Source organism: Micromonospora sp. NBRC 110009 (assembly GCF_030518795.1).
Lineage (GTDB): Bacteria > Actinomycetota > Actinomycetes > Mycobacteriales > Micromonosporaceae > Micromonospora.
The window spans coordinates 3,984,349-3,995,962 of record NZ_CP130427.1 but is presented as its reverse complement, the minus strand read 5'-3'; the positions used below and the strand labels follow the sequence as shown (position 1 = coordinate 3,995,962).

Below are 11,614 nucleotides of genomic sequence, written 5' to 3'. Positions count from 1 at the left end.
GGCGTTGGAGCGCAGCGTGGCGGGGCGGGTTGAGCAGGTGTTCCTTCAAGGTTCGACGCGTAACAGGGCTGGCAAGCAGCTGCTGATTAGCTTGCAGTTGGTTGTGCGTGACCACGGGTTGCTGCGTTGGCGGCAGGCGCATCCGGCTGTCGTGCTTCGCGATACCGATTGGCTGGTCGGCCATCCGCTCGGCTACGTAGCTGGGCGGGCTAACGGCTACGTCTACGGGTCGTACGAAGACGGGGTTATTGATCTTCTAGAACCGGACAACCGTCCCCACAAGTTGTCCGCTGTCAGCGAAACCGTTCAGAACAGTGTGCTGCCATGGCTGGAAGAAACTGCACAACCGGATTTCATGGTGGCCGCTCCGAGCATCACGCTGGGGGTAGGCGGAAGCTCGATCATCGAGTGGTTGGCGAGCTGCGGCCGCAGCGATCTCATCGGTGACGTGGTGCGCCGCGTTATCGACTCGCAGCCGGGCGTGCGCGACGGCATCGAGCGGGGCCGCCAGATGGCGCGGGACGGGCAACGGCCGTCGTCAGGGGATCAGGCCGAAGCGCTCGGGTGGTCAGCTGAGTCGTTGGCTACCTGGTCTTCGTGATCTGGTGTTGGCCTTGGTGCGGTTCAGATCGGCGGACAAGCGGGTGTTGTGCGCAGTGGCTGATGGCAAGGTGGTGGGGATCGCCGCTATGGGGCCACCGCTTGCATCGGAGATAGACGCCCACGTAGTTGGGCAGCTATATCAGATACACGTAGTCCCCGGCAGGTGGCGTAGCGGCATCGGTAGCACCCTGCATGCATCCTTCGTGGCATATCTGGCAGAGGCGTCGCTTCGCGTCGGGCTGGTTGAGGTTTGGGAGCGGAACGTGCGCGCACAAGCCGCTCCTAGAGCACACAGGGGGCACAAGACAACGTGAAACGTCGGCAACCAAAGAGGAACGACAGGAACCTAAGACCGAGCGTGACCAGCATGCCGAGCCCATCTTCCCAGGCCAAGCCACGCCCGATCTGAGTTCCGCTTCAACGTCTGACAACGGAAGCTCGGCCCCGATTCACCGCGGCCGTTTGTCCTCGACGTGTACGACGTCAAGCTCATGGCCGTCCTGGTCTCGCTTTCTGCGTCCGTGCAGACCAACGGCCAGATCGCTGTTGTCCGAGATCTCGTCGGGCCCTACGTAGGTCAGCACGTCGTTGTGGTGGCCGTAGACCACCCATCCGGGACCGGGATCGAGGGTGATGGTGCCGAAGTCTCCAGCAGGTGAGCCGGCGTAGACGGGGCCGTACTCGCGCAGGATGTCAACGGCCTGAGCGGCGAGGTCAACCCTGGGTCCGGGGTCTGGTAGTACGACGCACGTGCCGTGGGCGAATACGACCCAGGACTTGCTGTCCCCTCGGATGATGCGACGCCAGGTTCCGGCCAGATCTTGCTCGGACATGACGATGATCATCCCCGAGTTGATGCACCAGCGCTACCCGCGAAGCGTGCCCGAGGCGTGCCCGATACAGCGGTCAAGAGGGGGCAACCGGGGGCGGCAGGCCGTAGCAGGATTGAGCAATCCGGCCGTGCCACCTCTAGTTGCGTTGCTGCTCAGCAGGGACGCCAGCCTAGCTGACGGACCAGACGACAGGCACCTTCCAAGCTGACGGTGGGCCGTTCATCGCCTCGGCCGAGGGGGGTTCTCGTGTCAGTCCTTGAAGCGCCGAGGCGTCTCCGCCACAAGGTCCTCAGCGTGTCGGCGTCGGAACTCCAGCAAAGTCAGTGCGGTTGCGGTCAAGAGCGCCAGTGGGGCCAGGGCCAGGAGGTAGACGGCCCAAGGGGTGATGAACCCCAGGAGGAAGCATGCGACCACGACAATGGGCCATGACCACGCCAGAATGCCCGGTCCCCAGAACCGCCACGGCGACTCCCCTGGTACCGCCTCCCACGAGTTCAGGCGGCCGAGCAGTGCGCTGATCACGCTGGACCACACGCCCAGCAGAATCAGGACGCATAGGAACGGACCTAGGCCATCGGGCACGGCAAGATTGTTCGGGCCCGCCCGGTGGGGCGCAAGGGCGGAAGGTGCTTGGCGCGCCCCGAGCTGACCGCGCTTGCGCGACGGTCCGCATCCAGTCCGCAAGAGGCCGGCAAACGGCGGGCGACCGCTGGGAGATGTCGGGAGGCGTTTCCGCTGCTAGACCGCCATGTGTCCAGGTCGGCGGGGCGGGCAGTTTGATCCCATAAACCTTCGGTCGCGACGCCGGCCCTTGACGACCGCCATTGAGACTCGTCCGGTGGAGGCGCTCCACCTTGTCCCCGTCCGGGGAGGCTGGACGGTCTACGACTGCCCGACGAGGAGATCCGCCTTCAACCACTCGGCCGCCACCACCTACTTTGCTGCCCCGGACAGGTGCCACAATCCTGCCTGTTGACGGTCGCGCAGCCAGCGGACCCGAGATGCCTCATCGGGTCGAGGCGGCCAATCGCGGTAGGGCAGGAAGGCTACCCGCCAAGCGATCACCACGAACATGTAGAGGCCGACCGGGCTAATGAACCACCACAGCGCGTCGCGACGACGGTAGGAAGCACGCGGCGCAAGCCAGGCAGTGACCGCCATCGGAACTGCGATCCAGTCGAGATCCGCCAGCGGGCCACTGCCCATCGCGCCCTCGATCAGCTCACGGATGACGGCGGATGGCACCACCACGCCGAACACCAGCAGCGCGGTGATGAACGTACGGGACGCTCGCCTGAGTGGTGGATGCGAGCTGAGGGGATCATCGGGCATGGCCCGCAGGATACGAGCCAACATCGATCGCCCACGCAGGGCGACCGTGACCTCTGCAAGTCCGAGGGCTGAGCCGGGCCATCCACGGGCCAGTACTCGGGAAACGCAGCGGTCACGAGCGGGCACCAGGGGCACAACGCTCCACCGCCGGCCGCAGGCGTTTCGGGCATCGCGACCGGTTGAGCACGCTCTTCCAAACTGACGGTGCTGCGGGCCGCCTGTGGGCCGCCTGGGCCGTTGCTGGGCCGTCAAGCGCCGACCAAAGATGACCGAGGACGACCAGCAGTACATGAAGAAACGGCAGGCCAGCCACCATGTTAGGGCGGCTGGCCTGGTGGGCGACGGACGAGTCGACCTGTACGCCGGATTCTGTGACCGACGCGGCCCGAAGGCGCGTCGGCGGCGGCCATCCATCTCGGCCTACCGTCGCCGGCAGGCTCCAGCGGCCTACCCGCAGACATCGGGCGGGCAGCCCTCAAGCGTCTGCGCGGACCGTCATCTTGCGGTGACGACCCTTTCTTGGCCTTGCTCCGGGTGGGGTTTACCGAGCCATCCCGGTCACCCGGGATGCTGGTGGGCTCTTACCCCACCGTTTCACCCTTACCGTCCCGTTTAGGGCCGGCGGTCTGTTTTCTGTGGCACTGTCCCGCGGGTCACCCCGGGTTGCCGTTAGCAACCACCCTGCCCTGTGGAGTCCGGACGTTCCTCGGCGGCGGGCCGCAGCCCGCCGACGCGACCGCCCGGTCGACTCGTCCGTCGCGCACTCATCCTAACGACGGGCCCGCCCCGCCCATTTCCGCCCCGGCACCGGGCCGGACGCCCCCGTACCGGACACGCGCTACCAGTTCGACACGAGCGGCTCGTTGAAGATCCGCTCACCGGTGGCCGGTTCGTGCAGCGGGCCGGACGAGCGCACCACGCCCTCCCGATCGAGCCCGCGCAGCAGGACGGGACTGCCGACGGGCAGGGTGAGCAAAGCTGCCCCGCCGGTCACGGCCGCGCTCGCCCGGACCTTCCCGTCGGCGACCGCCTCGATCCGGCTCACGCCCTCGCCGGGCACCACGAACAGCTGGTCGGTGAGCACCGCCCGGTCGCCGTCGCTGGCCGGCACCCGGACCGCCAGCAGGTCGTCCGCCGGGGCGTAGCCGGTGGCCACCAGCGGCGAGCGCAGCGGGCCGGCGGGCGCCGCGGGCTCGGTCGGGGCCGGGTCCCGGGTCGTGGCGAGGGCCGCCAGCGGGGCGGCCCCGCTGTCGCCCGCCTGGAGCAGGAGGGGCCCCTTCCCCGGGGCGGCGAGCAGCACCGCCGCGCCGCCGGCGGTGTCGAGCCGGCCGGACCACCGGATCACCGGCCGCGCCGCGTCGACCAGGCCGGACTGGCGGGCCAGGGCCGCGTACATCCGCCCGGCCTGCCGGGCCACCGTCGGGTTGGGCGGTTCCGCACTCGATGCCCACCGGCCGTCGTCCGGATACGCCCCGTCGTTTGCGGGGCCGTCCGTCTCGGCGAACCACATCGGCCCTTCCTGCCGGACCTGTCCGTCGCACTCGACCCGCCACCAGCCGTCAGTCGACGCCTGGTCGACCAGGACGTAGCCGTCGGTGGGCACCGCTTGCCACTGCCGCCGCAGCCCGAGGTCGTCGGGGTGCGCGGTCCGGCCCAGGGAGACCCGGCAGCCGGCGGGGGCCAGCCCGAGCAGCCACTGCCGCTGGGCACCGGGCGTCCCGGAGGCAGCGCTGAGGAGATTGAACGGGTCGACCGGCGCGTTGCTCAGCCCGTCGCCCCGCAACAGCCGGTCCGGTGACGCGCCGACCGGGCCCTCCCGGCTCACCAGGGCCGCCGCCGTCGCCGAGTGGTAGACCAGCACCACCTGCCGGAACCCGGCGGACTCGTCGGCGTAGAGCACCTTCACCGTGGGCAGGTCGTCGGCCATCAACACCTCGGCCCGTCGCCGGTCGAAGAGGCGCGCCACCTTGGCGACGAAGGCCTGGTCCCCGGCCAGGCTTCCCCGGGTCGGTGAGTCGATCAGACGCCTGCTCCACGTCGAGTCGATCCGGTGACCGTGCCCGATCCGGGAGTCGTCCACCCTCGGCCGCAGGTCCGCCGCGGTGAGCGCCGCCGGACCCGCCAGCGCCGCCACCAGGACCGCGGCCACCGCCGCCCCGAGGCCCGCGAACCGACGCCGGCAGCGCCGTCGCGCGTGGCGCATCAGTCGCTCGTACGGATCGGGGCCCGGCACCACCGTTTCGGCGATCCGGGCCAGCCCCGCCCGCAGTTCGTCCACGCTCATGCCCGCTCCCCCAGCAACCCGCCGGCCACCCGCGGCCGCGGCGCGGCCAGCACCTCCCGCAGCCGGGCCAGCCCGCGGGCCGCCTGGCTCTTCACCGTCCCGAGGGAGCAGTCCATGACCGCCGCCACCTCCGCCTCGGGCAGGTCCTCCCAGTAGCGCAGCACCAGCACGGTGCGCATCCGGACCGGCAGCCGGTCCAGCGCGGCGAGCAGTTCGTCCCGGACGGCCACCCCGTCGGTGCTGTCCGGGCCGACCCGGTCCGGCACCGTCGAGGTGAGCAGCTCCCGCAGCCCGATGCGGCGCCAGCGACTGGTCCGCTCGTTCACCATCGCCCGCCGCACGTACGCCATCGGTTCGTCGACCCGCCGCCAGTGCCGCATCACCTTCAGCAACGCCTCGTGCACCAGGTCCTGCGCGGCGTCCCGGTCGCCGGTCAGCAGGTACGCGGTGCGCAGCAGGTCGGTGTAGCGGGCCTGCACGAACTCGCGGAACTCCGGGTCATCCACCGGCCGACCCCTCGTCGTGACGACGCACGGCTCGCTCCCTTCGTCAGGCCCCTGTCGATGGGAACGACGCGACAATGTAGCGAAAAGTTGAGTTCCCGCCGGGTCGTACTAGCCTCTGGGGATCATGGACCTCTCCGACGCCGCGCTGCTGGTCGCCGCCGGTCTCGCCGCGGGCACGGTGAACGCGGTGGCCGGGGGCGGCTCCCTGATCACCTTCCCGGCGCTGATCGCGACCGGCCTGCCTCCGGTGCCCGCGAACGTCAGCAACTCGGTGTCGGTCTTCCCCGGCTACGTGGCCAGCGTCGCGGGCAGCCGGATGGACCTGCCGCGCGGCCGGGCGTTGTGGCCCCTGCTGCCCACCGCCGTGCTCGGCACGGCCGTCGGGTGCGTGCTACTCCTGGCCACGCCCGCGCGGGCGTTCGAGCTGGTGGTGCCGTTCCTGGTGCTGGGCGCGACCGCCCTGCTGGCCTTCCAGGATCCGCTGCGCCGGCTGGTCGGGCATCCGGCCCACCTGAGCCCGCGCCGCCGTACCGTCACCGTGCAGGCCATGGTCGCCGTGGGCACGGTGTACGGCGGCTACTTCGGCGCCGCGCTCGGGGTGATGCTGGTGGCCGGCCTGGCCCTGGTGCTGGACACCACCCTGGCCCGGGTCAGCGCCATCAAGAACCTGCTCTCGGCGGTGGTGGGGCTGACCACGCTGGTGGTGTTCGCGCTCTTCGGCCCGGTGGACTGGGCGGCGGTCGCGGTCGTCGCGCCGGCCACCCTGGTCGGCGGGTACGTGGGCGCCCGGCTGGTCCGCCGGCTTCCGCCGGTGGTGCTGCGGACCCTCATCGTGGTCTTCGGCACGGTGATCGGCCTCTACCTGCTCACGCGCGCGCTGAGCTGACCCGTCCCGGACGCCGAACCGCCCCGGCGCGACGCTGCGCCGGGGCGGTTCGACCAGGAGGGACGAAGGTCAGTAGGCCTCGCCGACCGGCTCCTCCGGCGCGTGCTCGTTGCGCCGGGCGGCCGAGTTCCACCGGGACCAGAGCACCCGCTCGCCGTAGCCGGCGGCCATCAGGTGCGCGAAGGCGAGGTAGACCAGCACGCCCACGGCGAGCACCCCGAAGCCGACCCAGAACGGCAGGGCCAGGCTGTGCTCGGCGAGCTTGCCGGAGATGATCGGGGCCGGCGCGGCGGCACCCCAGCGGACCAGGTTGAACGCGCCGGTGGCGACCCGGCGGTCGCTGGAGCCGAGGCCGAGCGCCAGGTCGGTGAGGTTGGCGTTGGCCAGGCCCATGAACAGGCCGGCGAGCACCAGCACGACGAGCGACATGGCGGTGCCGGTGGAGGTGGCGAAGAGGACCATGCAGATCAGCAGGCCGGCGATCGCGACGCCGACGGTCTGTACGGCGCCGATCCGGTGCGCCAGCCGGTGGCCGATCAGCAGGATGCCGGCGGCCAGGCCGAGGCCCCAGCCGGTGAAGGCCAGCCCCAGCGGGATGACGTCCAGGTGCAGGTAGAGCGGCGTGTAGCCGAGCACCACGAAGAAGACGAAGTTGTACGCCGCGGTGACCACGCAGAGGGTGATGAACGCCGGCTTGCGGTAGGTGGCGAAGATCGAGCCGACCTTCACGGGCGGCAGCTTGGTGGCGGGCTCGCGGAGCTTGCGGGACGCCACGGCGAGCGCCAGCACCATGAAGACGCCGCAGACGAAGAAGGGCAGCCGCCAGCTCACCTCGCCGAGCAGGCCGCCGATCAGCGGGCCGACGGCGAAGCCGAGGCCGAGCGCGGTCTCGAAGAGGCCGACCACCCATTCCCGGTCGTTGGCCAGGTTGACCAGCACCACCATGGCGGTGGCGAAGAACATCGCGTTGCCCAGGCCCCAGACGCCGCGCAGCGCGGAGAGCTGGACGATGTCGTTGCTGAACGACGCGAGGATGGCGGCCAGGCCGACCACCGAGACGCCGGTGATCAGCACCGGTTTGAAGCCGAACTTCCCGCTGGCCAGGGTCGCCGGGATCATGCCGACCGCCATCACCGCGATGTACGCGGTGAAGAGCAGCTCGACCTGCCAGGCGGTGACCCCGATGGCCTCGCCGATGGCGGGCAGGATCGGGTCCACCACGGCGATGCCGGCGATGGCGAGGAAGGCCACCAGCGTGGTGGCGTAGATGGCACTGCGGTTGGGTTCGGAACGCCGATCCACTCCGCAACCTCCCAGATAGCTGTATCGTACAGGTAATTCAGTTGTATCATACAGCTATGAGGGACGACGCCAACACCGAAGAGGTCACACTCGGGCGGATCGAGACCGAGGTCGCGCTGCTCATGCGGCTGGGCGAGGCGACCCGCCGGGCCACCGGCACCGCGGAGCACCGGGTGCTGGACCGGGCCGCGTACGTGATCCTGCGGCACCTGGACAAGGCCGGCCCGCAGAACGTCTCGGCCCTGGCCGCCCGGCTGAACCTGGACGGCTCCACGGTCACCCGACAGGTCTCCGCGATGCAGCGGGACGGGCTGATCGCGCGTACCCCCGACCCGGCCGACGGGCGCGGCACGGTGATCTCGCCGACCCCCGCCGGCCTCCAGCGGATGGCCGCGGTCCGGGCCGCCCGCACCCGGCTCTACGGCGACATCCTGGCCGGCTGGACCGGCGAGGACCGGGACACCCTCGCCGACCTGCTGCACCGGCTCAACGAGGCCCTCGACGCGCGCAACCGGCGCCGCTGAGCGCGGCGCCCCGGGCTGTTAGGAGGGGCCCCCTGTACAACGCGAGGCGTTAACAGGGGGCCCCTGCTTTCAGGCGACCGGCTCGCGGGCGGAGTCGGCGTCGCGCTCGGGGCCGGGGGTGACCCGCGGGTCACCCTCGTCGACGAAGTAGTCGTCCGGGGCGGTGCCGTCCACCCCGTCGGCCACCTTCGCCGCCCGCAGCGCCAGGGTCACCAGCGCGGCCACCGCCAGGTTGACCAGCACCGCCACGATCCCGACGTAGATCGTCTTCTTGGTGTCGAAGCCGAACTCGGAGAGCGGGAAGGCCGATCCGGCGAAGTGCTTCTTGCCGGTGGCCGGGTTCGCGACCTGGTAGAGCATCCACATGCCCAGGCCCATGCCGGCCACCCAGCCGGCGATCAGCGCACCCCGGTGGAACCAGCGGGTGTAGAGGCCCAGGGCCACCGCCGGCAGCGTCTGGAGGATGATCACGCCGCCGATGAGCTGCAGGTCGATGGAGAACTGCGGGTCGAGGAAGACGATGCAGGCCACCGCGCCGACCTTCACCACCAGCGAGGTGATCTTCGAGATGTTCGCCTCCTGCGCCGGGGTGGCGTCCCGCTTCAGGTACTCCTTGTAGATGTTGCGGGTGAACAGGTTGGCCGCCGCGATCGACATGATCGCCGCCGGCACCAGCGCCCCGATGCCGATGGCCGCGTAGGCCACGCCCGCGAACCAGTTCGGGAACTGGCTGTCGAAGAGCAGCGGCACCACGGTGTTGCCGTCCACGCTGCCGGCCTTCGCCCCGGGCAGCGGCTTCACGTTGGCCGCGATGGCCATGTAGCCGAGCAGCGCGATCAGGCCGAGCAGCAGGCTGTACGCCGGCAGCGCGGACATGTTCCGCTTGATCACGTCCCGGTTCCGGCTGGCCAGCACGCCGGTGATGCTGTGCGGGTAGAGGAACAGCGCCAGCGCCGAGCCGAACGCCAGGGTGACGTACTGGAGCTGGTTGTTGGCGTTGAGCAGGATGCCGTCACCGGGCGCGGGACTCGCCTTGAACTTCGCGTCGGCCACGTCGAAGATGTGGCCCCACCCGCCGAGCTTGTACGGCAGGTAGAAGACCGCCACCAGGATCACGATGTAGATCAGCGAGTCCTTGACGAACGCGATCAGCGCCGGCGCGCGCAGCCCGGACTGGTACGTGTACGCGGCCAGGATCGCGAACGCGATGATGATCGGCAGGTGCCGGGCCACCGCGCTGTCCCCGGTCACGCCCATGGTCTTGAGCACCGCCTCGATGCCGACCAGCTGCAGGGCGATGTACGGCATGGTGGCCACGATGCCGGTGATCGCGATCAGCAGCGCCAGGATCGGCGAGTCGAACCGGTTGCGGACGAAGTCCGCCGGGGTGACGAAGCCGTGCCGGTGCGACACCGACCAGAGCCGGCAGAGCACCAGGAACACCAACGGGTAGATGACGATCGTGTAGGGCACAGCGAAGAAGCCCGCCGCACCGGCCCCGAAGATCAGCGCCGGCACCGCCACGAACGTGTACGCGGTGTAGAGGTCACCGCCGACCAGGAACCAGGTGATCCAGCCGCCGAAGCTGCGGCCGCCCAGCCCCCACTCGTCGAGGTGCGCCATGTCGCGCGGCGCACGCCACCGGGCCGCCACGAAACCCATCGCACTGACCAGCAAAAAGAGGATCGTGAAGACGATGATCTCGGTCAGGTGGTCACGCCACATCACCGATCACCCCGCTTCTTGGTCATCTGGTAGACGAGCGTGGTGGTGGCCACGCCGAGGATGATCCAGGCCAGTTGCAGCCAGTAGAAGCGCGGGAACCCGAACAGCCGGGGTGAGTCGGCGTTGAAGAAGGCCGGGATCAGCGGCACCACGATCGGAATGAAGAGCAACCAGTTCCAGGGGCTGTGGTCCTTCGCCCTGGATCGCGCCGTTGTCGGCGCCTCCGGTTCTGGTGCAGCCATGTGACACACCTCCGGTAGTCGTAACTTGCCATGTGACGGCCGGAGGCTACGACCCTGTGAAGGCGGTCACGTTCAGCCGGATGACCCCGTTGCGCCGAGCGGCCGCCCGCGTGCGCCGAACGGCGAGAACGGGCGGCCGGGGTGGCTGCCGAGGTCAGCGGTCGGCGAGGTGCGCGGTGTCGTTCACCGACCGGACGGCGACGCCGCCGTCCGGGTACAGGTCCAGCACCGAGATGCCGGCGGTGTCCAGGTAGAGGCGGTGCAGGAAGGCGTCGCCGGCCGCCAGGGCGTCGCGCAGCACCAGCTTGATCGGCGAGACGTGCGAGACCACCACGACGGTCTCCCCCGGGTACGCCGCGCGCAGCCGCTCCACCGCTCGGCCGGTCCGCTCGGCGACCGCGGTGAACGACTCGCCCTGCGGCGGGGCCACCCGGGTGGAGGCGAGCCAGGCGTCCAACTCCCCCGCCCAGCCCTCGCGTACCTCGGCGAAGGTGCGCCCCTCCCAGGCCCCGAAGTCGCACTCGATCAGGTCGTCGTCGGGGCGTACCGGGGGCTTGCCGACCAGCGCGGCGATCGCCTCGGCGGTCGCCGTACACCGGGACAGCGGGGAACTGAGCACGGCCGCGACGGACGGCGCCAGGGCGGCCACCCGGGCGGCGGTGGCCCGGGCCTGGGCCCGGCCCCGGTCGGTGAGCGGGACGTCCCCGCGACCCGAGTAGCGCTTCTGCACGGTCCGCTCGGTCTCACCGTGCCGGACCAGGATCAGCCGGGTGGCCTCCTCGGCGGGCCGCGGCTCCCAGGAGGCGGGCGTGGTGGCCGGGTCGGTGCCGGTGACCCGGTCGGTGGCGGCCCGGGCGGCCACCTCACGGGCGGCGGCGCGGGCGGCCGAGTCGGGACCGGCGACCTCGCGGGGCGGCTCCACGATCCGCGGCGATTCCACGGCCGGGCGGGCCGGGGCCCGGCCGGCGGCGGCATCCATCGCCGCGTTGGCCAGCGCGTCGGCGTGCCGGTTGCGCTCCCGGGGGACCCAGCTGAACCGTACGCTGTCGAAGCGGCCGACCAGGGCGGCCGCCTGCGCGGCGAGCGGCCGCAGCCCCGGGTGCTTGATCTGCCAGCGGCCGCACATCTGCTCGACCACCAGCTTGGAGTCCATCCGCGCCTCGACCTCGACCGCGCCCAGCTCGGCGGCGGCCTCCAGCCCGGCGATCAGGCCCCGGTACTCGGCGACGTTGTTGGTGGTCGTGCCGATCGCCTCGGAGCGCTCGACCAGCACCTCGCCGGTCTCCGGGTCCCGGACCAACGCGCCGTAGCCGGCCGGCCCCGGGTTGCCCCGGGACCCGCCGTCGGCCTCCACCACGACCGCCCGCACCGCCACGA

General features: G+C 70.7%; 12 protein-coding genes and 1 other RNA gene. 4 read left to right on the top strand and 9 right to left on the bottom strand.

Annotated elements, in window-relative coordinates:
- The first annotated feature begins 4 nt into the window (after positions 1–4).
- Both Q2K19_RS19205 and Q2K19_RS33355 read left to right on the top strand, forming a co-directional pair.
- Positions 5–601 carry a hypothetical protein gene (locus tag Q2K19_RS19205; RefSeq protein WP_302762679.1) on the top strand — a complete coding sequence of 199 codons (597 nt, stop codon included), beginning with the start codon at positions 5–7 and terminating at the stop codon, positions 599–601.
- A gap of 4 nt (positions 602–605) precedes the next feature.
- The gene (locus tag Q2K19_RS33355) at positions 606–917 is read left to right on the top strand and encodes a GNAT family N-acetyltransferase (protein ID WP_368046107.1); all 312 of its coding nucleotides are present in this window, start codon (positions 606–608) and stop codon (positions 915–917) included.
- Between the two features lie 135 nt (positions 918–1,052).
- On the opposite strand, the gene Q2K19_RS19200 is transcribed toward Q2K19_RS33355, so the two are convergent.
- From Q2K19_RS19200 to Q2K19_RS19180, 5 genes are all read right to left on the bottom strand, one after another.
- Complete coding sequence (locus Q2K19_RS19200; RefSeq protein ID WP_302762678.1) at positions 1,053–1,448, bottom strand: hypothetical protein; 396 nt, start codon at positions 1,446–1,448, stop codon at positions 1,053–1,055.
- A gap of 921 nt (positions 1,449–2,369) precedes the next feature.
- A complete protein-coding gene (locus Q2K19_RS19195; RefSeq protein ID WP_302762677.1) occupies positions 2,370–2,768 on the bottom strand; it encodes a hypothetical protein in 399 nt (132 codons plus the stop codon).
- 342 nt (positions 2,769–3,110) lie between these two features.
- Positions 3,111–3,520, bottom strand: an RNA gene (gene rnpB, locus Q2K19_RS19190) — RNase P RNA component class A.
- Positions 3,521–3,606: 86 nt separating this feature from the next.
- Positions 3,607–5,052, bottom strand: coding sequence for an SH3 domain-containing protein (locus Q2K19_RS19185; RefSeq protein ID WP_302762676.1), 1,446 nt, complete (start codon positions 5,050–5,052; stop codon positions 3,607–3,609).
- Positions 5,049–5,558 (bottom strand): SigE family RNA polymerase sigma factor, encoded by a 510-nt coding sequence (locus Q2K19_RS19180; RefSeq protein ID WP_302762675.1) that lies wholly within the window; start codon positions 5,556–5,558, stop codon positions 5,049–5,051. Before Q2K19_RS19180 ends, Q2K19_RS19185 begins: the two co-directional genes overlap by 4 nt.
- A gap of 124 nt (positions 5,559–5,682) precedes the next feature.
- Here Q2K19_RS19180 and Q2K19_RS19175 point away from each other — a divergent pair, with 124 nt between their 5' ends.
- On the top strand, positions 5,683–6,444 hold the full coding sequence (locus Q2K19_RS19175) for a sulfite exporter TauE/SafE family protein (RefSeq protein WP_302762674.1): 762 nt from the start codon (positions 5,683–5,685) through the stop codon (positions 6,442–6,444).
- Positions 6,445–6,513: 69 nt separating this feature from the next.
- Here Q2K19_RS19175 and Q2K19_RS19170 read toward each other — a convergent pair whose 3' ends face one another.
- Complete coding sequence (locus tag Q2K19_RS19170; RefSeq protein ID WP_302762673.1) at positions 6,514–7,746, bottom strand: MFS transporter; 1,233 nt, start codon at positions 7,744–7,746, stop codon at positions 6,514–6,516.
- Positions 7,747–7,802: 56 nt separating this feature from the next.
- On the opposite strand from Q2K19_RS19170, the gene Q2K19_RS19165 reads away from it, so the two are divergent.
- On the top strand, positions 7,803–8,270 hold the full coding sequence (locus tag Q2K19_RS19165; RefSeq protein WP_302762672.1) for a MarR family winged helix-turn-helix transcriptional regulator: 468 nt from the start codon (positions 7,803–7,805) through the stop codon (positions 8,268–8,270).
- Positions 8,271–8,339: 69 nt separating this feature from the next.
- On the opposite strand, the gene mctP is transcribed toward Q2K19_RS19165, so the two are convergent.
- The 3 genes from mctP to Q2K19_RS19150 all read right to left on the bottom strand — a co-directional run bounded on the left by mctP (position 8,340) and on the right by Q2K19_RS19150 (position 11,612).
- A complete protein-coding gene (gene mctP, locus Q2K19_RS19160) occupies positions 8,340–9,995 on the bottom strand; it encodes a monocarboxylate uptake permease MctP (RefSeq protein WP_302762671.1) in 1,656 nt (551 codons plus the stop codon).
- The gene (locus Q2K19_RS19155) at positions 9,995–10,237 is read right to left on the bottom strand and encodes a DUF3311 domain-containing protein (protein WP_262282281.1); all 243 of its coding nucleotides are present in this window, start codon (positions 10,235–10,237) and stop codon (positions 9,995–9,997) included. The genes mctP and Q2K19_RS19155 overlap by 1 nt, the downstream gene beginning before the upstream one ends.
- 154 nt (positions 10,238–10,391) lie before the next feature.
- Positions 10,392–11,612: a bifunctional RNase H/acid phosphatase gene (locus Q2K19_RS19150; protein WP_302762670.1), complete on the bottom strand. Its 1,221-nt coding sequence runs from the start codon at positions 11,610–11,612 to the stop codon at positions 10,392–10,394.
- Between the last annotated feature and the right edge of the window lie 2 nt (positions 11,613–11,614).

Bases quoted from the DNA above. Each gene is read 5' to 3' on its own strand.
- Q2K19_RS19200 (WP_302762678.1), bottom strand. From the start codon at position 1,448: ATGATCATCGTCATGTCCGAGCAAGATCTGGCCGGAACCTGGCGTCGC.
- Q2K19_RS19195 (WP_302762677.1), bottom strand. From the start codon at position 2,768: ATGCCCGATGATCCCCTCAGCTCGCATCCACCACTCAGGCGAGCGTCC.
- Q2K19_RS19185 (WP_302762676.1), bottom strand. From the start codon at position 5,052: ATGAGCGTGGACGAACTGCGGGCGGGGCTGGCCCGGATCGCCGAAACG.
- Q2K19_RS19175 (WP_302762674.1), top strand. From the start codon at position 5,683: ATGGACCTCTCCGACGCCGCGCTGCTGGTCGCCGCCGGTCTCGCCGCG.
- Q2K19_RS19165 (WP_302762672.1), top strand. From the start codon at position 7,803: ATGAGGGACGACGCCAACACCGAAGAGGTCACACTCGGGCGGATCGAG.
- mctP (WP_302762671.1), bottom strand. From the start codon at position 9,995: ATGTGGCGTGACCACCTGACCGAGATCATCGTCTTCACGATCCTCTTT.
- Q2K19_RS19155 (WP_262282281.1), bottom strand. From the start codon at position 10,237: ATGGCTGCACCAGAACCGGAGGCGCCGACAACGGCGCGATCCAGGGCG.